Genomic DNA, 25,346 nt, shown 5'->3' on the forward strand with positions numbered 1-25,346 from the left:
TATTGATAATTAATCCAAAAATATTCTATGTCAAAAAAATAGTGTTGTAATTATAATGAGATTAGTCAATGAGTTAGACGCGATTAAAAACAAAACGCACAAAACAGGAGGAAAGAAAATGAAAAAGAAAAAAGTATTTGCACTCATGATGGCAGCAACACTTGCATTATCACTGGCAGGCTGCGGAGGATCTTCGTCAGGTGATTCAAAATCATCAGGATCTTCAGACAGCAGTTCTGTAGCCAATAAGGACAAACCGCTTTGCTGGTTTAACCGTCAACCTTCTAATAGTTCAACAGGGGAATTGGACAAAGAAGCGTTGAATTTCAACAAAGATACTTATTATGTAGGATTTGATGCTAATCAGGGAGCAGAACTTCAGGGAGAGATGGTTGTTGATTATATCAAAGCAAATGCTGATAAGATTGACAGAAATGGTGATGGAGTTATCGGATACGTACTTGCAATCGGTGACATCGGACATAATGATTCTATCGCACGTACACGTGGTGTTCGTGCGGCACTTGGAACAGGAGTTAAAGAAGGTGACGAAGTTGCTTCCAAGCCGGCAGGAACAAACGTAGACGGAAAAGCAAAAGTTGTCCAGGATGCTAAGATTGATGTAGACGGAAAAGAATTTACAGTCCGTGAACTTGCTTCTCAGGAAATGAAGAACTCAGCAGGGGCAACATGGGATGCGGCTACAGCAGGTAACGCAATCGGAACATGGGAAGCTTCTTTCGGAGATCAGATCGATATTGTTGTTTCTAACAATGATGGTATGGGAATGTCAATGTTTAATGCATGGGCAAAAGATAACAAAGTTCCTACATTCGGATATGATGCAAACAGTGACGCTGTTGCAGCAATCGCTGAGGGATACGGCGGAACAATCTCTCAGCATGCAGATGTTCAGGCTTATCTGACATTAAGAGTACTCCGTAACGCACTTGACGGAGCAGACGTTGATACAGGTATTGGTACAGCAGATGATGCCGGTAACTGCCTGACAGAAGGTGAAGATTACAGATACAGCGAAGAAGACAGATCTTACTACGCATTAAATGTTGCAGTAACAGCTGATAATTACAAAGACTTTACAGATTCAACAAAGATTTATGACAAAGTGTCAAAACAGCTTGATTCAAGCAAGAGTCCATCTAAGAAAGTATGGCTTGATATTTACAATGCATCAGACAACTTCCTGAGCTCAACATACCAGCCACTTCTTGAGAACTATGATGATCTCCTTAACCTGAAGGTTGATTACATCGGTGGAGATGGACAGACAGAGTCAAACATCACAAACCGTCTCGGAAATCCAAACGAATATGATGCATTTGCAATTAACATGGTTAAGACAGACAATGCATCAGCATACACATCACTTCTCTCAAAATAAGAGACTGGTTAAATGGTAAATGAATGAAACGCAGAGGGGTGTCAGAGATGATACCCTTCTTTCATCAAGAAAAGGAAGCAGAGTTATGACAGTAGATAAGAATAAATACATCTTATCGATCAATGGCATGAGTAAGTCATTCGGTAGAAACAAAGTTCTGAAACATATAAGCCTGAATGTCAAACCTGGGACCATTATGGGACTTATGGGTGAAAACGGTGCCGGAAAATCGACAATGATGAAATGTCTCTTTGGTACTTATCAGAAAGATGAGGGGACAATTATATTAGACGGCAGAGAAGTAAATTTCTCGGGACCAAAAGATGCACTGGAAAACGGAGTAGCGATGGTACACCAGGAATTGAACCAATGTCTTGAAAGAAGCGTTGTAGATAATATGTTTCTTGGACGATATCCAAAGAATTCTTTTGGAATTGTCGATGAAGGAAGAATGAAAAAGGAAACTGCAAATCTCTTCAGACAGCTTGGAATCACAGCAAATCTGACACAGCCAATGAAAAAAATGTCTGTGTCCCAGCGGCAGATGTGTGAGATTGCAAAAGCTATTTCCTATCATTCCAAAGTAATTGTACTGGATGAACCAACCTCATCCCTGACAGCACCGGAAGTTGAGAAACTTTTCAAGATGATGCGTCAGTTGAAAGCACAGGGAATTTCGCTGATATATATATCACATAAGATGGATGAGATATTCAATATATGTGATGAGATATCTGTGCTCAGAGATGGTAGTCTGGTTATGACAAAAGAGTGCAAAGATACAGATATGAATGAACTGATATCGGCAATGGTTGGGCGCTCGCTGGATAACAGATTTCCACCTGTTGACAATGAGCCCGGAGAGAAGATTCTCTCTGTACAGAATCTTTCGTCAAAATATGCACCAAAGATTCAAAATGTATCCTTTGATATCAGAAAAGGAGAAATATTTGGATTTTACGGTCTGGTTGGTGCCGGACGTACGGAACTTTTAGAAACAATCTTCGGAATCCGCACAAGAGCAGAAGGAAATGTAATATACGATGGAAAGCTCATGAACTTTTCATCGCCGAGAGATGCAATGGATCATGGATTTGCCCTGATCACAGAAGAAAGAAAAGCTAATGGTCTGTTCTTAAAAGGCGATATTACATTTAATACGACCATCGCTAACATGAACCATTATAAGAATGGTGCAGTGCTGTCACATGACAGAATGGTACGTGCAACTGCGGAAGAGATTAAAATCATGCATACAAAGTGTATGGGCCCGGATGATATGATCACAAGTCTTTCCGGAGGAAATCAGCAGAAGGTAATCTTCGGAAAATGGCTGGAGCGTTCACCGAGTGTATTCATGATGGATGATCCGACACGAGGAATTGATGTTGGTGCGAAATATGAGATTTACGAACTGATCATCAATATGGCAAAGCAGGGGAAAACAATTATTGTTGTATCTTCTGAGATGCCGGAGATTCTTGGTATTACGAACCGTATCGGTGTTATGTCAAACGGACGACTGGCCGGAATCGTAAATACAAAAGAGACGAACCAGGAAGAATTATTGAGACTCAGTGCAAAATATCTGTAACAGAGAGGGGTATGGAAGATGGCAGAAAAAAGCATTATCATTTCGGCTGAAGAAGAAGCAATACTTTTGAAACCGATTGACGAATATGTTGGAAAAATACAGGAGCAGATCGATGCACTGCGTGTGGAAGGATCTGACAAAGTCAACAGTTTAAAAAATCAGATTGCAATAGCAAAAGAGAATAAGAACTTAACAAAAGAAGAACAGAATAAGATTATCGGGGAATGTAAGAAGAATCTGGAGAAGGCAAAAGCAACAGAAGATGCAAATAAACAGCAGATTGCAAAACTGATCGCAGATGCTGAAAGTTTTCTTTCCAAACATTACAACAGTGAGTATTATAACATTGTTGCAAAGAGCTGCGAAGCAGAGAAAAAAGCGGAAAACAGTAATTTTGAAAAATTAAAAGCGGATCTGCAGGAAGAACATAAGAAGGCAGTCAGCAGCCTGAAAGATGCAGAAGAGATCAAAGCTGAAAAATACACATATAAGAATAAATTATATGATGCGCAGATGACACATGAATCCAGGATCCAGGAGATCAAGGATAGAAAACATGATGCATACATGCATAAGTTCCACCTGATCGATCTGCTCAGAATGTCAAAATATACATTTGCACAGAAGCAGGCACAGAATTTTGAAAATTACAAGTACACATTTAATATGACACAGTTCTTGTATAAGAACGGTCTGTATATTGTAATTATCATGATCTTTATCGCATTGTGTATTATTACACCATTCGTGAAAAATACACAGCTTTTTACAACCACAAACATCCTTAACATTTTGCAGCAGGCTTCACCGCGAATGTTCCTTGCACTTGGAGTTGCCGGTCTGATCCTTCTGACAGGTACAGACCTTTCTGTAGGACGTATGGTTGGTATGGGTATGGTTACAGCAACCATTATCATGCATAACGGAATTAACACAGGTACTGTGTTTGGACATGTTTTTGATTTTTCGGGTATGGCACCGGCATCAAGAGCTATATTAGCATTATGTGTGTGTATACTTTTCACAACTGTATTTGCAATGACAGCCGGATTTTTCATGGCAAGATTTAAGATGCATCCATTTATTTCAACGATGGCAAATATGTTGATCATCTTTGGTCTTGTTACATATGCTACAAAAGGAGTTTCTTTTGGTGCGATTGATCCGACAATCCCAAATATTTTTATTCCACAGGCAGGACGTTTTCCGATGATTATTTTATGGGCAGTAGTTGCGATTGCTGTTGTATGGTTTATCTGGAATAAGACAACATTTGGAAAAAATTTATATGCAGTTGGTGGAAATCCAGAGGCGGCAGCTGTATCAGGAATCTCGGTATTTAAAGTAACGATGGGAGCATTTATCCTTGCAGGTATCCTTTATGGATTCGGTTCATGGCTGGAGTGTGTACGAATGGTTGGATCCGGTAGTGCCGCTTACGGACAGGGATGGGATATGGACGCCATTGCAGCCTGCGTAGTTGGTGGAGTTTCCTTTACCGGTGGTATTGGTAAGATATCGGGAGTTGTGACAGGTGTACTGATCTTTACATCATTGACCTATTCTTTGACGGTTCTTGGTATTGATACAAACCTTCAGTTTATTTTTGAAGGTATCATTATTCTGGCAGCAGTAACACTTGACTGTCTGAAATATGTACAGAAGAAATAATAAATAAAAGACTGTTTATACAGGTTTATACAAAAAGAAGTAGACCGTCCTGCTCATCGGAAAGATGAAAGGGACGGTTTTTTCAACATGATGCGTTCGAAAGGAATTTGTGAGTAAAAAAATTTTGAAGGCAGATTTTGTATTTGAATATGTTATAAGAGACGTAAATTTGTTATACTGGAATAAACGTATAGCGGCCATGAAAAAGGGGAAAAAGATGGAACGATATAAAGTGATTCTCGTAGATGATGAAGCCGAAGTCATCGATATGATAGAGAAAAAAATTCATTGGAATGATCTGGGGTTTGAGGTGGCAGGAAGTGCGACAAATGGGGTGAAAGCACTGGAATTAGTAGAAAAACTCCAGCCGGATGTGGTGCTGACGGATATTAAGATGCCTTATATGGACGGGTTAGAGTTATCCAGAAGGCTGAATCGGGAATATCCGAATATTTATATCATGCTCTGTACGGGATTTGATGAGTTTGAATATGCGAAAGAAGCAGTGCATTTGGAAATCAAGGAATATATGCTCAAACCGGTCAATGCAACAGAATTGTCAGAAAGTCTGACTAATTTGAAACATACGCTGGACAGGGAAAGAGAAGAAAAATTAAATGTAAAAAAATTAAATGATTATTTTCAGGAAGTACTTCCGAAATTACAGTCCAATTTTTTTATTTCATTAATTGAAGGAAGAGTAGAAAAACATGATTATGAAAGGTTTTTACAGGCATATCAGGTAGATATGAAAGGACCTCTTTTTGGTTGTGTAATCTTCCACACATCGGAGAACCATGTGCCAGAAGGCATGAACCCACTGCTTTTATCCATGTCGGTAGAAAGAGAGATCAAGCAGAGACTGATGGATCAGTGGAACTGTCGAGAATTTATATATATGGGAAATACACTGCTGATTCTGGAACTGGATGCGGAAGATAAGATTACCCAGATAACAGATGCCTGTGACAGATTCTGTCGGTGGGCGTACCGCATCATGGGTGCAGTTGTTACAGCGGGAATCGGAACCGTGTGTGACAGCCTGTATGAGATTAGTCTTTCCTATGAACGGGCAAGAGAAGCAGTTTCTTACAGGGTTTTATACGGAACAAAACGGGCAATTAATATTGGAGAGATTGTTCCGAAGGAACAGATTAAACCGGTTCAGTCAGAAGAGTCAAGGATGCAGACGCTGTTTCGTGCAATTCGTATAGGAGATTCGGCAGAGATAGAGCGGGCAGCATATGGAGAGATGGAAAAGCTTCATAAAAATACAGAAACCATGAGTCAGTATAATCTTGCTACAATGGAGATCGTCAGTGGATTTTTTAAGTTCTGTACAGATAATTCGCTGGATTTCAATAAAATATCCGGTAATATGCAGAATATTTACGAAAAAGTATCGCAGATGGATGAGAGTTCACTGACAGCATGGATTGTGCAGATGTCGAAAACGATCAGTGAAAAGCTGAAATGTGCAAGAAACAGTTCTGCCAGACGGCTCATTGTGGAAGCACAGAACATTGTGCAAGAAAGGTATATGGAGGCGGATATATCATTGGACGAGGTATGTGCGGTTCTAGGTGTATCGAATTCTTATTTTTCTTCTGTATTTAAAAAAGAAGCGGGAAAATCGTTTATCTCTTATTTAACAGATTACAGAATGGATATTGCGGCAGAGATGATATTAAATACAGATGAGAAAAGTTACACAATAGCAGAAAAAGTGGGGTATCTCGATGCCAATTATTTTAGTTATGTATTTAAAAAGAAGTTCGGAGTTTCTCCTTCGAAGTATAGAGCATCTGTAAAGTAGAACAGTAATGCGTATGAAGGGAACAGGAAAAAGCGTGAAAAAAAGAAAAAAAGATTCGGATTTAAAAGAAAATGTTGTATTTAATATACAGTCGATCATCATGTCTGTTCTTATGGCGATTACACTTGTCACGATTGTAACTATGGGATTCCTTTTGTATCAAAGATTTAAGCTTGCGATTGATAAGATGGCAGTATCAAATACAGAGGCGACGGTGGAAAGCACAGTAGACAGGGTGAATTCGGACCTGTTGGATATCCGGCAGATTTTTGATGCAGCGAATTATAATATTGTTCAGGAATTTGATATATCCAGCGAAAAATTTGCTGAACAGTTCAGCTTATTATATGAGGTGAATTCGGATAAAATCGAGAGTCTGGCATTATATGGGAATGAAGGCCGGTTGATTGCTTCGGAACCGGTTGCTGTTGAAAAAGAAAATATAGATGTAAAAGGACAGGACTGGTATAAGAATGCCGAGAGTGCAATTGAAAATGTACATTTTTCCATTCCGCATATTCAGAATTTGTATGAAGATGGTCTGTATCGTTATCATTGGGTTGTTTCACTGAGCCGTTATGTGGATATAAACGATGGGGAGATTCCGGGAAGCGGAGTCCTTCTTGTAGATATGAAATATTCGGTGATCGAAGATGTCTTAAAGCAGATTAATGATTCTTCGGAAGGAATCTATTATTATATGATCAGTCGTGACGGACAGATGATCTATCATCCGAGAAAAACAGAGATGGCCAGAGGACTGTTTGAAGAGAATAGTCTGAAGGCTTCCGGGTATGAGGAGGGCACTTATGAGATCACAACAGATAGACACAAGGAAAGTGTAGTGGTTGGCAACATTGCCTATACAGGATGGAAACTGATCGGAGTTGTACCGGAGAGCGTGCAGACTGCAAGAATTAACAATTTCAGATATTATATCTTTACAACAATCATGGTTCTTATGATGATGCTTCTGGAAGGAAACAGGCTGATTTCCAGAAAAATATCCAAACCGATTCGGAAACTGGATGAATCGGTTAAAACATATGAAGCAGGAGGAAAAACGGATATTTACATAGGAGGTTCTTCAGAAATACGACATTTGGGTTATTCTGTTCAAAGATCATATGAACGGATTGAGACGCTTATGGAGGAAATTATCCGTCAGCAGAATGAACGGAGAAAAAGTGAACTGGATGCATTACAAAGTCAGATTAATCCACATTTTCTGTATAATACACTGGAATCTATTACCTGGATGATCGAAGCACAGAAAAATGAAGAAGCAGTTATTATGATCTCCGAACTGGCAAAGCTTTTAAGAGTCAGTTTGTCCCGCGGAAAGACGATCATTCCGGTTAAAGATGAACTTCAGCACAGCAGAAGCTATATGAATATCCAGCTTGTGCGTTATAAAGAACGTTTTCAAATGGAATTTCAGACTGATAAAGAGATAGAAGATTATTGTATTGTAAAATTAGTCATTCAGCCGATTCTCGAAAATGCAATTTATTACGGCGTGGGAAATATGGATGAGGACGATGAAGGAAAAATCACAGTCCGGGGAGAAAAGAAAGAAGACGATATTTACATTGTTATAGAAGATAATGGAATGGGAATGCGAAAAGAAGTTCTGGAAAATATCCTGAAAGATAACAATAAAGTTCCAAAACATGGTTCGGGTGTTGGCGTGATCAATGTGCATTCCAGAATTCAGCTGATGTTTGGTGAGCAATATGGCTTGGAGATATATAGTGAACCGGATGAGGGGACCAGGGTTGTTATCCATATACCGGCAATTCCATATACAAAGGAGAATGCGGAACAATTGGAGATGCAGAAATATATACAGGGGAGGGATGTAGATGAAAAAGAATAAAATTACATTCCTGATACTGGAGTGTATTTTCCTGATACTGACATTATTTTTTGCATGGAAGATTTTTGACCGGGATGTGCCGGAAAAACGAGTGGCGGTGATCTTGCCGGAATCAGGAGATAACCGGTGGAATTCACTGATTAAAGGGATGAAGCAGTCGGCGAAAATAAACAATCTTCATATGATTATCTGTAATACAGATGAAATTGAAAATGCAGAGATGGAAAAAGAAATTATAAAAGAGCAGAAGCACAACAATATAGAAGCATTTATCATATGTCCGGCACCGGGAAGTGATACGAAAGACATGTTAAAAAAACAGTGTGCCAAGACGCCATACACACTGATCATGGAGGATGTATATTCCAAAGAAGGCGGGAATTCCGGTAATCCGGTAATCGGACCGGATTATTATAAGATAGGTTCTGAACTTGGAAAGCAGCTGGGAAAGAAGCGGCAGAAAATCGGAGTTGTCGCAAACTGGAAAGAATCAAAGTCAGATCAGGATGCGATCCGGGGATTAAAGGATTCGCTGAAAGATACCAAAAGTGAGATCGACTGGTATTGTTACCGGAAAAAAGATCAGAATATCTATGAAAAAGTGAGTAAAAAAGATAAAGTAGATGCAATAGTGGTTTTGGATCCACATGCATTGGAAGAACTAGGCGAGCAGTCTGATGAAGATTCATATCAGGGAGCGGACATATATGGCATTGGGAGCAGTGTAAAAGCGGTAGTGTTATTGGATAACGGAAATATCCAGGGACTGGTGGTTCCGGATGCCTATGAGATCGGATATAAAAGTGTCGGGGAAATGGCACAAAGGCTGGAACACAGATTCTACAGGCTAAAAGGTCATAAGACAGAGATAAAGGTGTTTGACAGAGATGAATTTTCATTAAATGATAATTTGGAAAGGTTCTTATATTCTTATGAGTAAAAAAAACAGAAAAAGAAGAAGTATGATAGCAGTTATCCTGCTGATTGCTTTTCTGATTACCGGATGTGAAGGCAAGAGTGTAAAGACAGATCATATCATCCGGATAGGAGTTGTAACCTATACGCAGGATGATCCATTTATCAATGCTATGACGGATCAGTTAAAAGAGAATCTGAAAAAAATGGAAACAGATCATATGAAAATCATCACAACGGTAAAAAACGGCGATGATAATCAGCAGGATCAAAATGAGATCGTTGAGGAGATGATTGACGCCGGCTGTGATGTATTGTGTGTGAATCTGGTTGACAGAACGGCACCATCCCGTATTATCAGGATGGCAAAACAAGAAGATATCCCGGTTCTCTTTTTTAACAGGGAGCCGGTCAGGGAGGATCTGATGCAATGGGAGAAGCTGTATTATATAGGATGTAACGCAGAGCAGTCCGGGATCATGCAGGGAGAAATTGTGGCGGATTATATTAAGAATCATCCGGAGGTTGATAAGAATCAGGATGGGAAGATTCAGTATATACTTCTGGAAGGAGAGGCCGGACATCAGGATGCCATCAGCAGAACAGACTATTCGGTTAAGACCTTGCTTGAACAGGGGATTGATCTTGAAAAATTGAGTTATCAGTTTGCAGACTGGAACCGTGGACAGGCTGAAAACAGGATGAGTCGTCTTATTGAACAATATGGAGATGAGATAGAACTGGTTATTTCCAATAATGATGAGATGGCACTGGGAACAGTGGCAGCCTGGCAGAAGGCCGGATATGACTGCCGGAACTGGCCTGTCATATTTGGAATTGACGGTCTGGACGATGCGCTGGAGGCAATCAAGACTGGAAAAATGAAGGGAACCGTCTATAATGATAAAGAGGATCAGGCAATGGAATTGGCGAAATTATCGGTAGAGATTGTCTGTGGAAAAGACACAAATCGGAAACATTTAAAGGAAGGCAGATATTATGTCTCCGAATATTGCCGTGTGGATAGCAGTAATGTAGATCATTTTTTGAACACAATAATGAGGAAATAGAAAATGGATAACGCATGGATAATTGCATTTTACAAAGAAACAGATCCGGTAAAAAGACTGGAGTTATTAAAAGCAAATACCGGCGACGGAGAGTCGGAGAAAGACAAATACCGGAAACAGTTATGGATTGCAAGATATGGAAAACGAACACCCGTAAAAGATGAATTTATGAGATGTCTTATGGAAATGAAATATCTGGCAGAGGGTACGACAGTGGATTTGGGAGGAAAACGGAGAAAGCAGGGAGCGAAGATAGCTGCCACTTTGGGGCTGTCAGAATCACTGCTTCAGGAAAAAATATATAAGGAAATTCTTTTGCAGGAGCTTCAGAATGTCTTTCTGAAATTCATTGAAGTCAGCAGGGGAGGAAGAGCATTTACGTCACTTGTATTTGGAATGGGACAGATGTCAGAAGAAGGGGTGACAAAAAAGATTGCGCAGCAGATTAGTATGATCGCTTTTCATGCACCGCATCTGCTTCATATGGAGAAAGAGTTTGCGCTGTTACAGGAGGCGGCGCTTGAGGCTTTCAGGCAGGTATATCCGAACAGGGAACATTTCCTGAAAAAATAAAGATAGCAGGCATGTATAGTAGATAAAAAGAACAAATGTTCGAAAAACACTTGAAAACAAGAACGCTTGTTTGTATAATGAAACTATGAATATAGAAATCAAAAACAGTAATTATACAACACAGGAGAAATTACAGATTCTCGCTGATGCGGCAAAATATGATGTGGCATGTACGTCAAGTGGTTCCAGCCGCCGTGGAAAGAAAGGAGAACTCGGCAATACAGAGGCATGCGGCATCTGTCACAGTTTTGCAGCGGACGGAAGATGTATTTCTTTATTAAAGATTCTGATGACAAATCATTGTGCCTATGATTGTAAATATTGCATTAATCGTGCAAGTAACGATGTGAAACGGGCAACATTTACACCCGAAGAGATCTGTGAACTGACGATTGAGTTTTATAGGCGTAACTATATAGAAGGTCTTTTCTTAAGCTCCGGAGTTTTGAAAAATCCGACATACACGATGGAAAAGATGTGTGAGACTTTACTGCTGCTTCGCACAAAATATCATTTTAACGGATATATCCATGTGAAGACGATTCCGGGAGCTTCGGATGAACTTCTTGCCGCAGCGGGATATCTGGCCGACCGTATCAGTGTGAATCTGGAACTTCCGACGGAAGAGAGTCTTCGGACTCTTGCACCGAATAAGACAATGAAGACAATCCTTAATCCTATGGGAAAGGTTCAGAATACAATTGCTGCACACCGGATGGCCATCGGAAAGACAGCATATATGGAAAGAAGCAGGGGAAATCAACTGTTAAATAACGGCATTTTTTCGGAAATATCCAAAAGGAATTATCGGGAAAGCCTGGAAGAAAAAAAGAAGACAGACAGACTGTCGGATGGAAAGGACGGAACTTTGCCTTCTCAAAAAGAAATGGGGAGAGTGGATGGACTCCTTACATGGGACAATGCATATCAGTTGGCACCCCATGATATGTCTGGTTTAAAGCGTCGTTTTGCACCTGCTGGGCAGAGTACACAGATGATCATCGGTGCGACGGGGGAAAGTGACTATACATTATTGCAGACGACCCAGCAGTTGTATCAGGGCTTTGATCTGAAACGAGTGTTTTACTCAGCATATATTCCGCTGAATGAGGATGATGCACTGCCGGGGCTTGGAACACCGACACCGCTTTTGCGTGAACACCGCCTCTATCAGGCAGATTGGCTGCTTAGATTTTATGGATTCCAGGCAGGTGAATTATTGTCGGAAGAAAAGCCGGATTTCAATGAACTGATCGATCCAAAGTGTGACTGGGCATTACGCCATCTCGAACAATTTCCTGTGGAAATAGAGACTGCAAGTTATGCAAGACTGCTTCGGGTACCGGGAATCGGTCCCAAATCCGCCAGCCGGATCACACATGCAAGACGGTATGGAAGACTGGATTTTGCAAGCTTAAAGAAGATGGGTGTGGTACTTAAGCGGGCGCATTATTTTATTACCTGTGGGGGAAAACAGATGTATCATACACCGGTTGAAGCATCGTATATTATGAGACAACTGGTGAGTGTAGATAAGAAAGATGTATGGAATATAGAACATTCCAATGAATCTTATGTGCAATTGTCGTTGGCAGACTTTGGAATAGGGTAGGAAATTATGAAGATATATACTTGTAAGGATCGTCTGGAGGACATTATGACCTGCATCTATGATGCCTGGTCGGAAGCTTTACGAATCGGCCATGATCAGATAAAATTAAAGAAAGAACCGATATTACAGCAGACAATGTTTGATGAATATGTCCATGTAGACGGAGATAATGTGAAAGCAGAAAAAGTAATCCGTTCTGTTCGCAGGGATATTTCCGATGAAGCATATCTGGATGTATATTATGCAACCCTTTCTGCGGAGGAAGATGCGTTACAGGCAATCTATAATTTTCTGCGTGTCGGATTTGCAGTGGGAAGTAAGGTACTGGAACAGTATTCGAATCCTCATGTGATGCGCATGTTGGAACTTCGGCGGAAAGTCGGTAATGAAAGCCATCATTTTAATGAATTTGCACGATTCCAGTCGCTGGACAGAAAGGTCTATGTCAGTCATCTGGAACCCAAAAGTGATGTGATCATGCTGGTTGGCAGACATTTTGCGGACCGGATGCCATCAGAACATTGGATGATCATAGATGATAACCGGAAAACAGCATGCGTACATCCAAAAGACGGAACAAACTATCTGCGTTATCTGACGGATGACGAATTTGAGTCACTTCGTAAAACAGAACAGTATGAAGATGAATATACAGAGATGTGGAAGACGTTTTTTCAGGCGGTTGCGATCAAAGAGAGGGAGAATTATGTGTGTCAGCGGAATTTGTTTCCAATTTGGAAGAGGAAGCATGCGGTGGAATTTCGACACACTTTATAAGGTAACAGAATTGGAGAAAAGAAAATGTCAAATAAACATATTTCAGAAAGATATGAATTTAGAAACATAAAACAGAACGAAGCAGAAGAAGCGGCAGAGATTGAAAGAATCTGCTTTCCACCGAATGAAGCCTGCTCTAAGAAGCATATGAAAGACCGTGTTGCCGGAATTGCGGATTTATTTCTGGTAGTGATTGATAAAGAAAATGGAAAGATGGCAGGTTTTTTAAATGGACTAGCGACGGATGATGAGATATTAAAGGACGAGTTCTTTACAGATGCCAGTCTGCATAACCCGGAAGGCAAGAATGTCATGCTTCTGGGATTGGATGTACTGCCGGAATACCGCAGTCAGGGACTTGCAAGAGAACTGGTACGCCGGTATCTCGAAAGAGAATGGGGAAGGGGAAGAAAAGAGATTATCCTTACCTGTCTGGAATCGAAGGTAGCGATGTATGAGAAATTCGGATTTAAAGATAAAGGAATCGCGCAGTCAACCTGGGGCGGGGAAGAATGGCATGAGATGGGTGTAAAGAATCAGAATTAGAACACTGGAAAAAATGTATCAGCAAGAGAACAAATAGGCAAGAATACGGGAGGTACAATGTGAGCAAAATAGTAAATATAAATACCACATCAACAAAAGAAGAACAGTTAAAAGACCTGATAACATCCATCCAACAAGTAAAAGATTCTCTGGTAAATATACTGGATGAATATGAAGAAGACGGTGAAGCGGATAAAGCAGACACTCTGACGGAAGCGTTGGATGCATTGGAAGATGCATACGATGTGGTTAATGATGTACTGTTAGATGACTGATAAAATAATAAAAAATAGTCTGGAAGCTATGTTTCGCGGCTCTGAATATATTTCTTATATTATTCTTCAGACCAGCGCCGGTATTCGGCAGCTTCATCGTTTTTACCCTGCTTTTCCAAAATCTTAGATTTGATATCATAAAGCCAGTATTTCTGGCAATTTTCTTCACCATAATATTCATATTCATAAGTAAAAGCCTGCTCCAACGCATTCGTAGCTTTTGTGCAGTCATTCAAATCAAGATAGGCTTCTGCGATACAGATATAGGCAGGTACATAGATACCAATCTCGTTAATCAGCAGGAAACGCCTGATGCATAGCTTGAATCTACATCCCGTGGGGCATACCAGCATTTGATTCCGTGACTTTCCAGTGCCGCTACAATATGTTCCACAAGTTCAGCAGATGAGTTTCGATGATAACTGATAAATACTTCGTGCTGCATAAAAGCACCTCGTTTCTGTATTGATAATAATTCTATTTTAGCATATGACAAACAACGGGGAAACTGTAAAAACGGTGAAACCAAGGAAGTGGGACATTGACGTCCCACTCCTTTTGATATAAACTATTATCTATATGTCTATAGTAAAATATAGACGTTATATTATAGTTAAAAGAGTAAGGAGAGTACATACGAATGAAGAGTTTTTATGAGTGGTACAGAAAACACATCACCGGTGCGATTTTCGGCGGATTGATCCTCGGAATCCTGACCGGACTGTTTTTGGCGGGACGGTTTAAAGTGGTTCTGACTGCAACGAGTGTACTGGGAAGCATCTATATGAGTGCATTGAACATGATGATCTTCCCACTGGTATTCTGTTCGATCGTAATGGGTATTGCAAGCATCGGAAGTGCCAGAACGACAGGTAAGATCACAGGAGCGGCAATGCTGTTCTTTCTGTGCACCACAGCGCTGGCAAGTTTTGTCGGGCTGATCATTCCGAGACTGATCCGTCTTGGAAAAGGTGTCAGCTTTAAGATGGCTACATCTGATATTCAGGCAACAAAGATGGACAGTATATTAGATACAGTGAAAGGACTGATTCCTTCCAATCCGGTGTCTGCATTTGCAGAGGGTAATATGCTGCAGGTGCTGGTATTTGCACTGATCATGGGATTTACACTGATCGCGATCGGAGAAAAGGGAGAGCCATTATTAAAGGTAATTGATTCTTGCAACGAAGCATGCCTGAAGATTATCAGTACGGTTATGTATTTCACACCGATCGGAGTATTCTGTACGATCGTTCCTGTCGTAGAGGCAAATGGAACAAAGACGATCATATCACTGGCTACACAGCTGATTATCTTATATGTTGCGTTCTTTGGATTTGCATTTGTTGTATATGGCGGTGCAGTAAGCATTCTCGGAAAGACAAGTCCGGTGAAGTTCTTCAAAGCGATCATGCCGGCAGCATTGAATGCATTTGGTACATGCTCAAGTTCTGCAACGATTCCTCTCAGCAAAAGTTGTGTGGAAGATGAGCTGGGCGTACCGAATCAGATATCCAGTATCACAATTCCGCTTGGAGCAACTGTTAACATGGACGCAGTATCAATCCTGATGTCGTTTATGATCATGTTTTTTGCAAATGCATGTGGCGTACATGTCAGTATTCCGATGATGATCATCATCCTTCTGGCGAATGTTCTTCTGTCAGTTGGAACACCGGGAATCCCGGGAGGAGCAATCGCATCGTTTGCGGCACTGGCAACAATGGCAGGTCTTCCGGCCGGAGTCATGGGTGTGTATATCAGTATCAATACATTATGTGACATGGGAGCAACCTGTGTGAATGTAATCGGTGATATGGCCGGATGTGTCGTACTGAAAGAGAAGATAGAGATTGAAAAATAAAATGGAAATTACAGAAAAACAAAATAGATTAACAAGGACCTGGGTGGTTGCAGTTCTGGCGTGTGTCTGCTGCATCTTATGGGGCAGCGCAATTCCAGTGATCAAGACAGGCTATCGCATCTTATCTGTAGATTCTGCAGATACCGCAAGCCAGATCGTCTTCGCAGGCATCCGGTTTGCATTGGCTGGAATTCTGGTATTAGTATTTGCATCTATCCGTGAAAAACATATGGTTCTTCCAGATGGAAAAGTATTCCGCTATGCAATTCCTGTCTGTTTTGCACAGACCTTTGTCCAGTACTTTTTCTTCTACATCGGAGTAGCACATACCTCCGGTGTAAAAGGCGGAATTATCACAGGTCTTGGAAATTTTATCGCAATTTTAATGGCATGTCTGTTAGTAAGAAATGAAAAGATGACAGGCAGAAAACTTGCCGGTTGTATTCTCGGATTTGCAGGAGTCGTGATCATCAACATGGCAGGCGGTTCTATGGATATGGGCTTCAGACTGACGGGAGAAGGCTTTGTGCTGATTGCACAGTTGTCCTATGGAGCATCGACCGTACTGATCAATATTTTTTCCCAAAAAGTATCACCGGTTATCTTAAGCGGCTGTCAATTCTTCATGGGTGGAGTGTTGTTGTTTGTAGTAGGAATCCTCATGGGTGGACATCTGGATCATATGTCTGTTGCGGGAGCGGTATTGATCCTGTATCTGGCGATGGTATCGGCTGTAGCGTATACACTCTGGTCAGTTCTGCTGGCACATAATGAAGTGTCAAAAGTAGCAATCTTTGGATTTGTCAATCCACTTTGCAGTGTGGTGTTATCGGCACTGGTTCTTGGAGAAGTAAGCCAGGCATTTAATGCGAGAAGCCTGATTGCACTGATTCTGGTATGTGTGGGAATTTATATTGTGAATTACAAAAATAAAAAGTAGATTTCGGGAAATATCTTTTTGAAAAACAGTAATGAAATGTAAATAAAGTAAGAGGCTGAGAAGTTCTTTCTAAAAAGAATTTTTACAGCCTCTTTTGCATGTCAGCGATATAGAGTTTACAATTTTCCTTCCGGAATCTTACTGATAATCGTCTTATAAATTCTGATCAAAAATGCCATAGACGCAATAAATGATATCACTTCCGCAATCGGGAAAGACCACCATACAACGTGCAGTCCGCCAATCTTAGACAGGATATAAGCAGCAGGGATCAGTACAACCAGCTGACGCATGATAGATACGATCATGCTGAATACTGCTTTGCCGAGTGCCTGGAATACGGTACCGGCAATGATACAGAACCATGCGATCAGGTAGTGGATACCGATGATACGAAGTGCCGGAACACCAATCTTCAGCATGTCAGCAGATGCATTGAACATTCCAAGCAATACCTGTGGGATACCCTCAAAACAGAGAAATCCGATAAAAGTAAGGCAGAATGCAGTTGTCAGACTGATCCTGATCGTCCGGATCATACGCTTTCTCTGCTGGGCACCGTAGTTGTAAGCAATGATCGGTGTGATACCATTATTCAGTCCGAATACCGGCATGAAGAAGAAGCTTTGAAGCTTAAAGTATACACCGAATACAGCAGTTGCGGTAGAAGAAAACTCGATCAGGATGCGGTTCATCGAATAGGTCATGATTGATCCGATAGACTGCATAATAATAGACGGAATACCAACTGCATAAATGTGTCCGATCAGGCTTATGTCCGGATGGAATCCTTTGAAGCTTAAGGATACTTCATGGTTATATTTGTGATTGCAGGTTCCGGCTACGATGCCAGCTACGCACTGTCCGATGACGGTGGCAACGGCAGCTCCGGTTACTCCCATCTTCGGGAATCCGAGAAGTCCGAAAATCATAATCGGGTCAAGGATGATATTGGTGATAGCACCGCATAACTGAGAAGTCATACTGAAGATCGTTCTTCCGGTAGAAGTCAGTAATCGTTCAAAGAAAATCTGTGTAAACAAACCAAAAGAAAAGATCATAACTGTACTCAGGTAATCAATTCCGAGATTCATGATCTCGACATCTGCATTTCCAATCTGGCTTGCATAGAACGGTTTTACAATCGTAAAGCCAAGGATTAAAAATACGATGTAACTGATGGCATAGATAAATGCTGCATTATCAGCAATCTTATTCGCCTTTTTAAAATTGCGCTCTCCAAGGGATTTTGACAGGAGTGCATTCATGCCGACACCGGTACCGGTAGCTACCGCAATCAGAAGTGTTTGAAGCGGAAAAGCTAACGAAACGGCAGTCAGCGCATTTTCTGATAATTTTGCTACGAAGATACTGTCAACGATGTTATAAAGTGCCTGTACCAACATGGAAATCATCATTGGCAGGGACATGTTAAATACTAATTTTCCGACGGGCATGGTTCCCATCTTGTTTTCTGCTATGGGAGCAGATGATTGATTTTCACTCATAAATCTCTTTCCTCCACAGTGACGCCGCAAACCAGAGCGTCTATTCATATAATTTCATTCTCTTTGTTATCAGACCCAAAATTATATAATAACATGAATAGGGGAAGGATTCAATCATTTGAATGCAGGATTGGGCGATATTCGTAGCTTGGTATAAAATCCTTCTTATCATATAACGTATCAAAATATTGGAAGATACGATCCATTACTTTTGGAATCTGTGTTTCATCCGGTTCATACAGAATGAGCAGATACTGCATGGAACTGTAGCGGGTACAGATGTCTACCTTACGGATTTTTTCATGAATGGCCTGTTCCATACATGCAAGGGCATATTCTCTGTTTTCCGTATATGTGACAGAGCCGGGTGCGGTGTCGATTGAGACCATTATAAGGAAACAGTGATGTTTATAGCGCTCATTGAGATGGTTCATGTATTCATATATTTTTGCAAATTCCCGGTAATCAAGGTTCAGGGCACCATTGTAACGGCCGCTTTCGCTCAGAGCTTGGGCAATTAATCCTAGGTCTTTACCGGTTACTTCGTCTTCGGAAAAATCCAGTTCCATCTGCTGATAGAAGAAGAATCCCTGCTTTCCGTTTTGTTTTACATGATAGAGTGCTTTATCGGCTTTGGAGTAGCAATCTTCAAAAGGTTCGCCCTTTGTACTCAGGTATAATCCTGCGGAGATAGAAGCATATTGGATCTCAGGGTCTTCGGATTTGGCATGTTCGAATTTTTCAAAAAGATCCTGAATGAATGCTGTCACCTGTTCCTTGTCTGTTTCAGGAATGAAGAGCAGGAACTCATCACCACCGAGACGGCATACGGCAGAATTCTGCGAGGATTCAGCAAGAAGCGTACCGAGAACTTTCAGTGCTCTGTCACCTGCTTTATGTCCATGGATATCATTGATCTTTTTCAGATTATCCATATCTATGAAGATGAGGCATCCGCTATATTGCTGCATGAATTGTGCAGTAAGCTTTTCACCTCTGCTCCGCATAGGAAGCCCGGTGAGGAAGTCAAAGCTTTCACTGTCTTCCTGTGTCTGTATCGTAGACATAACATTAGAAACGAAATTTTCAATCTCATTTTCAATAAATGGAAGTTCAGGATCATCCTCTGAGAATTCACAGTGTTCACAGATATGGACTCTGTCATCGAAAAGCAGTTCCAGGAAGATATCTGCAAGATCTGGATCAAACTGAAGTCCTCTGTTGTTCTGAATTTCTTCAAAGATCTTTTCCGGTGGAAGTGCATTTCGGTAGATTCTCTTGGAATTCATGGCATCGTAACTGTCGGCAATAGCTACGATGCGGGCGGAAAGCGGAATGTCCTCTCCGGCAAGTCCGTCCGGATAACCTGTTCCATCATAATGTTCATGGTGTGAACGGGCAACTTCGGCAACATGAGGGATCAGAGTAATATTCTTTAGAATTTCGGCGCCGATAACGGTGTGTTCTTTGATAACGGAATATTCTTCCGGCGTAAGGCGGGCAGGCTTGTTCAAAAGCATATCCGGGATACCGATTTTACCGATGTCATGTAAGTGTGCTGCATATTTCAGATTCATGATCTCTTCGGAATTCCATCCCAGTTCACCGGCGATCAGAGCGGCATATTCAGCAACACGGTGAGAGTGTCCGCGGGCATATTCATCCTTTGCTTCAATCGTAGTAGAAAGAGTCTGGATCATCTGAAGGGATACTTTCTCAATCTGACGTTTCCGTTTGGCCAGTTCTTTTTTCTGACGCCGGAGTTCCATCATATGTATATTTTCTGCGGTGCGAAGCACATTTAAAGAGAAAAGAATCATCATACCGATTCCGACAAATATACCGGAGAGAGATACAACAAAATAAGTAGAGATCCCTTCGATCATGACAGAGATAGTAGCAGCAAGCAGTCCGGTGAATGCAAGCAGATTCCGGTGCTTTTTTTCTTTCTTTATATCCAGTGCAAATGTGAACAGCACTACAAATACCGTAAGAAGGAGGATGGTATGAGACACAAAAAGCGTCTCGATATAATCAGCAATTCCTGTAAGATGCAGAATGGTACTGATGATGAAATTAAAAATTGCAAGCCAGCCTATCGGAAGATAGAGCCTGCGGTATTTTCTATGCTGTACCTGATCGGCATAAAAGAGTACCGGAAGAGGGGAGAGCATGAGAATAATAAAGCACAGAGTGGCAAGTGCGGAGGAGTGCGGAACCAGAAGCTGGCGAAATTTTGATTCACCGAGCATCCAGATTGATCCCATAAGCATGCACCATCCAAGATATTCCATGTCGAATTTGGTATGATAGATAAGTCCGAGCATGATACTGAAGATAATGGTTATCACACTTGCAAACAACAGGAAAAATGCAGTGATTGTTTCCATACCGTATTGTGTGAACAGGAATTCCCATATATCGATCTTATCACCGCAATATACCGTATTGACAACACCGGAGTATTGTTTGGTATTGGTGCGTAATTCGATACGCAGTTCTTTACCGGCATCTGCATCAGATGTCTTACAGAAAACATAACGGCTCGCAGAATTTTTGCCTGCAAGTCTGGTATCTTTGGTGTCGTATTCGGAACGAAGTTTCCCATTAATATAAAAGCGTACACTCTGTAAAGAAGAACGGACAGCTAAGGTATTACTATCGTAATCTTCCGGTAACGTAGAGGTGATTATCATAGTATCTTCCGGTGATACGGAATATCGTCCAGGAACGGTAATTTTTTCGGAACTGCCGTCGGATTTCTGCCAGGTGAACGAACCATGGTAAACTGGCATACCGGACACTTCGTTTATGTCTCTTTCGTTGGTCCCGAATGCCTGAAGGATGAGAAACCAGACGAGTATGCCGGACATAAGAAGATAAAATAAATATCGTATTTTTGTATTTTGTATGTATAGTTCTTTTGTCATGTCAGTCCTCCGGGAAGTACGATGTGATTACAGTTCAAAAAAGTCTTTGATCTGATTCAGAATAATGTCCATCAGCCGTATGCGCGCCTCAATGCCAGCCCATGCGATATGTGGTGTAATTAACAATTTGCGGCTGTCTTTGATCTGAAAAAGTGGATTCTGTTCACTCATCGGCTCCTGGCATAAGACATCCAGACCGGCGGCAGCAATCTCATCTGTTATCAAAGCATCATATAAGTCCTGCTCTACAACGATCGGTCCACGTCCGAGATTCAAAAAGATGCAGGATTTTTTCATCTTTGCAAATGCATCTTTATCCAGAAGATTTTCAGTATATTCATTCAGGGGAGCATGGACAGAGATGATATCTGAAGTAGTAAGCAGTGTATCAAGATCAACCTGAGTGTATCCGTTCTGGGCAGGTTGTCCGGAAGCAGAATAATAGATTACATGAGCGCCAAACGCCTCTGCAATCTGGGCAACACGGCGTCCGATAGCACCAAGCCCGATGATGCCCCATGTCTTGCCGTTAAGTTCTGAAAAATGTTCGGAAAAATGAGTAAAACAGGTGTCATTGATATAATTTCCATTTTTTACATAATCGTCATAATAACGCAGCTTTTCAAGAAGATAGAAAAGCATGGCAAATGTATGCTGGGTTACTGTTTCGGTGGAATATCCGGCAACATTGCGCCAGGCAATGCCGCGGGAAGCCAGATAGTCTTTATCCAGATTATTGGTTCCGGTAGCAGTAACACAGACAAGCTTCAGATGCGCTGCGGTATGGATTGTCTGTTCGTTAACAGGAACTTTATTGATAATCAGAACGTCTGCGTCCTTGACCCGTTCAGGTGCTTCTTCCGGTGTGGTAAAGTCGTATCTGGTGACCTCCCCAAGTGCGTCGAATCCGGAAAGGTCAATATCATCACCGATTGTTTTTGCGTCTAAAAATACAATTTTCATAATAGGTTCATCCTTTCATAATGAAATCACTGCTTTACCGGATACAGATATATACCATATAGGCAGCATATAAGATAAGCATGATGATTCCTTCCTTGCGGTTGAGTTCTTTTGAAGTCCATGCAAAGATCAGAGTTATCACACTGATCACAATCAGGACAGCAATGTCGATCATGTTATCCCAGGCGAAAGCCACCGGACTGATTGCTGCGGCAACACCGAGTACAAGAAGAATGTTAAAGATATTGGAACCAATGACATTTCCGAGCGCCATATCGACTTCATCTTTTCTGGCGGCAACAATGGAAGTGACAAGTTCCGGAAGGCTTGTACCCATGGCAATAATGGTAAGTCCGATCAATGTCTGGCTGAGTCCCAGGCGGACTGCAATCGCAGAGGCTCCATCGACGACAAAATCACCGCCGTACTTGATCGCGATCATACCTCCAAGAATGAAAATGAGACATTTCCATGCCGGAAGGAGATTGATATGTGAGGTAACCTGTTCAATCTCTTCTTCAGAAAGAGAGATCCTTTCTTCTTGTATAGAAGAAATAGCATCAGGTGTTGTTGTACGGCGTGCTCTTTTGACTGAGCGGATCATCCAGAGCAGATATCCGGTAAATATTATAAGAAAGAGAATTCCATCGATTCGTCCGAGTGTCATACCCAGATATCCAAGCAGCAGTAAAAGTCCTGCACAGAAGATAGATAATGGGAATTCTTTCTGTAAAGTACTTTTCTGAACGGCAAGCGGAACAAATAAAGTACAGACACCGCATACTACCAGCAGATTAAAAATATTAGAGCCAACCGCATTGCTGATGGCAAGGGAATTATTGCCGGTCAGGGAAGCAGTTACACTGACTGCACATTCCGGAAGGCTGGTACCCATGGCTACGATGGTCATGCCGATAATCATGGAAGGGATCCGGAGCCGCTTTGCTACGGCAGAGCTGCCTTCTACAAAGAAGTCGGCACCTTTGATCAACAGGACAAATCCGACGATTAATATAATGAGTGATTTTAATAATTGCATGTGATTCTCCTTTTTTCCATCTTTAAATAGATATTAACAGCCGGCAAAGGCTGTCTCCTTGTAATTGTACCATAAAATCAAACAAAGAGGAAACAAGTGCCAGTGCCAATGTATATAAATTATTCTTTCCAAATGCATGGATTTACTGTATATTTATATGGAAAATAAAACAAGAAGGAGAAATACAAGTATGTTAAGTATGGTCATTGACAGCATCAGTTCATTCATGTACAGTAAATTGCTGGTCATTATGTTAATCGGAACTGGTGTGTATTTTACGATCCGGACGAAATTTCCGCAGGTGCGGCTGTTTCGCAGCGCCTGCAAAGCGGTAATGGAGAAACCGGATGATGAAGATGCAGTCTCTTCTTTTCAGGCACTGATGGTCTCCACTGCATCGAGAGTTGGAACAGGAAATATCGTAGGCGTATCGTCTGCAATCTGTATCGGGGGATTTGGAGCCGTATTCTGGATGTGGGTGATCGCAATTATTGGAAGCGCATCTGCGTTCGTGGAGAGTACATTGGCGCAGATTTATAAGAAAAAGGGTGAGGATGGAACATGTTACGGAGGACCGGCGTATTACATAGAGGCTGCACTTCGGTGCAGACCGCTGGCAATTGCATTCTGTATTGCCATGATCGCGACATATGCATTTGGATTTAATATGCTGGCATCTTATAACCTGCAGTCTACATTTGCTGGATTTTCTTTTTATCATGCAGATGTGACACCGTGGATCATCGGAGGGATTCTGGCAGTTCTGACAGGATGGTGTCTGCTGGGCGGCGGTTCACGTATTGTAAAAGTAACTTCGACGCTGGTACCGGTTATGGGTGTGGCATATATTGTGGTGGCTTTGATCGTGGTTGTGATCAATATCAGATATATTCCAGATGTGTTTGCAAGGATTTTCAGGGAAGCATTTGACTTTCAGGCAATCTTTGGTGCATTTGCCGGATCTGCCATGATGCAGGGAATCCGCCGGGGATTATATTCAAATGAAGCGGGGATTGGTTCTGCACCAAATGCGGCTGCATCGGCAAATGTCACGCACCCGGTCAAGCAGGGACTGGTTCAGATGTTATCGGTGTTCATTGATACCTTATTATTATGTACGGCAACTGCTATGATGTGTATGTCATCCGGGATAGCCCCGTCGGAAGCATTGCAAGGAGCGCCATGGGTACAGGCTGCATTGCAGGAATCACTCGGAACGTTTGGTCCTGTATTTATTACGGTGTCTATGGTATTATTTGCATTTACAACACTGCTCGGCAATTGCTTTTACTGCGACAATCTGCTGACATATATTCATAAAAGTCAGCCCGGACGGCATTTCATGATGGCATTCCGTGTGGTATGTGCGCTTGTTGTATTCATGGGAGCCGGAATGGAGATGTCCATGCTCTGGAATATCTCAGATGTGTTAATGGGAGTGATGGCGATCATTAATATTCCGGTGATCATCCTCTTATCAAATACGGCACTGAAAGTACTCGGTGATTATGAAAAACAACTGAAAAAGGGTATGAATCCGGTATTTAAGAGTACGGATATCGGAATGAAAGAGAAACTGGATTGCTGGAAGTAGAGGAGGTGACAGCTATGTATTATGTACCGGATGGAACAAAGGAATGCGGATATTACGAATGTAAGAAATGCGGGAATCGTTTTCTGTCCCTGCAGACGATGAAACGGATCCCGTGTCCGGACTGCGAGCAGGAGATCGATTACGAGATCGGCCCGGATGAATCGCTGGAAGATGTGCTAGATACGGCAGAACTTCTGCAGAAGATCGAAGGCACAGAAGAAGTTGCGAAGATGGATGCGCTTCTGAGCCTGGCGATTACCGGCGGGGATTGTAATTGGATTTAATTGGGATTTAATTTATGAACGGGGAAGCGGCCTCTCAGTCCTTGAAGGAAACAATAGATAAGGCTTCTTGTTCAGGTTCCATACCATAAGAAAC

Annotated in this window: 21 protein-coding genes; 16 read left to right on the plus strand and 5 right to left on the minus strand. The window is 41.6% G+C overall.

Annotation, left to right across the window (positions count from 1 at the left end):
* Positions 1-118: 118 nt before the first annotated feature.
* The 12 genes from GT508_RS10580 to GT508_RS10635 all read left to right on the plus strand — a co-directional run bounded on the left by GT508_RS10580 (position 119) and on the right by GT508_RS10635 (position 14,130).
* The gene (locus GT508_RS10580; RefSeq protein WP_055215270.1) at positions 119-1,402 is read left to right on the plus strand and encodes a substrate-binding domain-containing protein; all 1,284 of its coding nucleotides are present in this window, start codon (positions 119-121) and stop codon (positions 1,400-1,402) included.
* A gap of 85 nt (positions 1,403-1,487) precedes the next feature.
* Entirely contained in the window at positions 1,488-2,996 is a 1,509-nt protein-coding gene (locus tag GT508_RS10585; RefSeq protein WP_055215289.1) for a sugar ABC transporter ATP-binding protein, read from the plus strand.
* A gap of 18 nt (positions 2,997-3,014) precedes the next feature.
* On the plus strand, positions 3,015-4,667 hold the full coding sequence (locus tag GT508_RS10590) for an ABC transporter permease subunit (RefSeq protein WP_006427668.1): 1,653 nt from the start codon (positions 3,015-3,017) through the stop codon (positions 4,665-4,667).
* A 217-nt stretch (positions 4,668-4,884) separates the two neighbouring features.
* Entirely contained in the window at positions 4,885-6,483 is a 1,599-nt protein-coding gene (locus GT508_RS10595; RefSeq protein ID WP_161144188.1) for a response regulator transcription factor, read from the plus strand.
* 13 nt (positions 6,484-6,496) lie between these two features.
* Entirely contained in the window at positions 6,497-8,362 is a 1,866-nt protein-coding gene (locus GT508_RS10600) for a sensor histidine kinase (RefSeq protein WP_161144189.1), read from the plus strand.
* The gene (locus GT508_RS10605; protein ID WP_161144190.1) at positions 8,349-9,302 is read left to right on the plus strand and encodes a substrate-binding domain-containing protein; all 954 of its coding nucleotides are present in this window, start codon (positions 8,349-8,351) and stop codon (positions 9,300-9,302) included. Before GT508_RS10600 ends, GT508_RS10605 begins: the two co-directional genes overlap by 14 nt.
* Positions 9,295-10,347 (plus strand): galactose ABC transporter substrate-binding protein, encoded by a 1,053-nt coding sequence (locus GT508_RS10610; protein WP_161144191.1) that lies wholly within the window; start codon positions 9,295-9,297, stop codon positions 10,345-10,347. Before GT508_RS10605 ends, GT508_RS10610 begins: the two co-directional genes overlap by 8 nt.
* 3 nt (positions 10,348-10,350) lie before the next feature.
* A complete protein-coding gene (locus GT508_RS10615; RefSeq protein ID WP_161144192.1) occupies positions 10,351-10,920 on the plus strand; it encodes a DUF6553 family protein in 570 nt (189 codons plus the stop codon).
* An 85-nt stretch (positions 10,921-11,005) separates the two neighbouring features.
* On the plus strand, positions 11,006-12,532 hold the full coding sequence (locus GT508_RS10620) for a putative DNA modification/repair radical SAM protein (protein WP_161144193.1): 1,527 nt from the start codon (positions 11,006-11,008) through the stop codon (positions 12,530-12,532).
* Positions 12,533-12,538: 6 nt separating this feature from the next.
* A complete protein-coding gene (locus tag GT508_RS10625) occupies positions 12,539-13,309 on the plus strand; it encodes a TIGR03915 family putative DNA repair protein (RefSeq protein WP_161144194.1) in 771 nt (256 codons plus the stop codon).
* Between the two features lie 24 nt (positions 13,310-13,333).
* Complete coding sequence (locus tag GT508_RS10630; RefSeq protein WP_161144195.1) at positions 13,334-13,855, plus strand: GNAT family N-acetyltransferase; 522 nt, start codon at positions 13,334-13,336, stop codon at positions 13,853-13,855.
* 59 nt (positions 13,856-13,914) lie between these two features.
* A complete protein-coding gene (locus GT508_RS10635; RefSeq protein ID WP_161144196.1) occupies positions 13,915-14,130 on the plus strand; it encodes a hypothetical protein in 216 nt (71 codons plus the stop codon).
* 59 nt (positions 14,131-14,189) lie between these two features.
* On the opposite strand, the gene GT508_RS10640 is transcribed toward GT508_RS10635, so the two are convergent.
* Positions 14,190-14,483, minus strand: coding sequence for a hypothetical protein (locus GT508_RS10640; protein WP_161144197.1), 294 nt, complete (start codon positions 14,481-14,483; stop codon positions 14,190-14,192).
* Positions 14,484-14,770: 287 nt separating this feature from the next.
* Between GT508_RS10640 and GT508_RS10645 the strand changes: the two genes are divergently transcribed.
* Together GT508_RS10645 and GT508_RS10650 are read left to right on the plus strand one after the other, a co-directional pair.
* Positions 14,771-15,994 carry a dicarboxylate/amino acid:cation symporter gene (locus tag GT508_RS10645; RefSeq protein WP_161144198.1) on the plus strand — a complete coding sequence of 408 codons (1,224 nt, stop codon included), beginning with the start codon at positions 14,771-14,773 and terminating at the stop codon, positions 15,992-15,994.
* Positions 15,984-16,934 carry a DMT family transporter gene (locus tag GT508_RS10650; RefSeq protein WP_330576920.1) on the plus strand — a complete coding sequence of 317 codons (951 nt, stop codon included), beginning with the start codon at positions 15,984-15,986 and terminating at the stop codon, positions 16,932-16,934. Before GT508_RS10645 ends, GT508_RS10650 begins: the two co-directional genes overlap by 11 nt.
* Before the next feature lie 116 nt (positions 16,935-17,050).
* Here the strand turns inward: GT508_RS10650 and GT508_RS10655 are convergent, their stop codons facing one another.
* The 4 genes from GT508_RS10655 to GT508_RS10670 all read right to left on the minus strand — a co-directional run bounded on the left by GT508_RS10655 (position 17,051) and on the right by GT508_RS10670 (position 23,374).
* Positions 17,051-18,442, minus strand: a complete 1,392-nt coding sequence (locus GT508_RS10655; protein WP_117598284.1) for an MATE family efflux transporter — start codon at positions 18,440-18,442, stop codon at positions 17,051-17,053.
* Positions 18,443-18,552: 110 nt separating this feature from the next.
* Entirely contained in the window at positions 18,553-21,372 is a 2,820-nt protein-coding gene (locus GT508_RS10660) for an HD domain-containing phosphohydrolase (protein WP_161144199.1), read from the minus strand.
* Between the two features lie 27 nt (positions 21,373-21,399).
* Positions 21,400-22,335, minus strand: a complete 936-nt coding sequence (locus GT508_RS10665; protein ID WP_117598282.1) for a D-2-hydroxyacid dehydrogenase — start codon at positions 22,333-22,335, stop codon at positions 21,400-21,402.
* A gap of 34 nt (positions 22,336-22,369) precedes the next feature.
* Positions 22,370-23,374, minus strand: coding sequence for a calcium/sodium antiporter (locus tag GT508_RS10670; protein WP_028086956.1), 1,005 nt, complete (start codon positions 23,372-23,374; stop codon positions 22,370-22,372).
* Positions 23,375-23,564: 190 nt separating this feature from the next.
* Here GT508_RS10670 and GT508_RS10675 point away from each other — a divergent pair, with 190 nt between their 5' ends.
* Both GT508_RS10675 and GT508_RS10680 read left to right on the plus strand, forming a co-directional pair.
* Positions 23,565-24,968, plus strand: coding sequence for an alanine/glycine:cation symporter family protein (locus GT508_RS10675; RefSeq protein WP_161144200.1), 1,404 nt, complete (start codon positions 23,565-23,567; stop codon positions 24,966-24,968).
* 14 nt (positions 24,969-24,982) lie between these two features.
* Entirely contained in the window at positions 24,983-25,252 is a 270-nt protein-coding gene (locus GT508_RS10680; RefSeq protein ID WP_055283205.1) for a hypothetical protein, read from the plus strand.
* Positions 25,253-25,346: the final 94 nt, after the last annotated feature.

It is taken from the genome of Dorea sp. BIOML-A1, from assembly GCF_009875615.1.
GTDB lineage: Bacteria > Bacillota > Clostridia > Lachnospirales > Lachnospiraceae > Dorea_A > Dorea_A amylophila.

Excerpts from the sequence above, each read along its gene's own strand:
- GT508_RS10580 (WP_055215270.1), top strand. The coding sequence starts at position 119 with ATGAAAAAGAAAAAAGTATTTGCACTCATGATGGCAGCAACACTTGCA.
- GT508_RS10585 (WP_055215289.1), top strand. The coding sequence starts at position 1,488 with ATGACAGTAGATAAGAATAAATACATCTTATCGATCAATGGCATGAGT.
- GT508_RS10590 (WP_006427668.1), top strand. The coding sequence starts at position 3,015 with ATGGCAGAAAAAAGCATTATCATTTCGGCTGAAGAAGAAGCAATACTT.
- GT508_RS10595 (WP_161144188.1), top strand. The coding sequence starts at position 4,885 with ATGGAACGATATAAAGTGATTCTCGTAGATGATGAAGCCGAAGTCATC.
- GT508_RS10600 (WP_161144189.1), top strand. The coding sequence starts at position 6,497 with ATGAAGGGAACAGGAAAAAGCGTGAAAAAAAGAAAAAAAGATTCGGAT.
- GT508_RS10605 (WP_161144190.1), top strand. The coding sequence starts at position 8,349 with ATGAAAAAGAATAAAATTACATTCCTGATACTGGAGTGTATTTTCCTG.
- GT508_RS10610 (WP_161144191.1), top strand. The coding sequence starts at position 9,295 with ATGAGTAAAAAAAACAGAAAAAGAAGAAGTATGATAGCAGTTATCCTG.
- GT508_RS10615 (WP_161144192.1), top strand. The coding sequence starts at position 10,351 with ATGGATAACGCATGGATAATTGCATTTTACAAAGAAACAGATCCGGTA.
- GT508_RS10620 (WP_161144193.1), top strand. The coding sequence starts at position 11,006 with ATGAATATAGAAATCAAAAACAGTAATTATACAACACAGGAGAAATTA.
- GT508_RS10625 (WP_161144194.1), top strand. The coding sequence starts at position 12,539 with ATGAAGATATATACTTGTAAGGATCGTCTGGAGGACATTATGACCTGC.
- GT508_RS10630 (WP_161144195.1), top strand. The coding sequence starts at position 13,334 with ATGTCAAATAAACATATTTCAGAAAGATATGAATTTAGAAACATAAAA.
- GT508_RS10640 (WP_161144197.1), bottom strand. The coding sequence starts at position 14,483 with ATGCTGGTATGCCCCACGGGATGTAGATTCAAGCTATGCATCAGGCGT.
- GT508_RS10645 (WP_161144198.1), top strand. The coding sequence starts at position 14,771 with ATGAAGAGTTTTTATGAGTGGTACAGAAAACACATCACCGGTGCGATT.
- GT508_RS10655 (WP_117598284.1), bottom strand. The coding sequence starts at position 18,442 with ATGAGTGAAAATCAATCATCTGCTCCCATAGCAGAAAACAAGATGGGA.
- GT508_RS10660 (WP_161144199.1), bottom strand. The coding sequence starts at position 21,372 with ATGACAAAAGAACTATACATACAAAATACAAAAATACGATATTTATTT.
- GT508_RS10665 (WP_117598282.1), bottom strand. The coding sequence starts at position 22,335 with ATGAAAATTGTATTTTTAGACGCAAAAACAATCGGTGATGATATTGAC.
- GT508_RS10670 (WP_028086956.1), bottom strand. The coding sequence starts at position 23,374 with ATGCAATTATTAAAATCACTCATTATATTAATCGTCGGATTTGTCCTG.
- GT508_RS10675 (WP_161144200.1), top strand. The coding sequence starts at position 23,565 with ATGTTAAGTATGGTCATTGACAGCATCAGTTCATTCATGTACAGTAAA.
- GT508_RS10680 (WP_055283205.1), top strand. The coding sequence starts at position 24,983 with ATGTATTATGTACCGGATGGAACAAAGGAATGCGGATATTACGAATGT.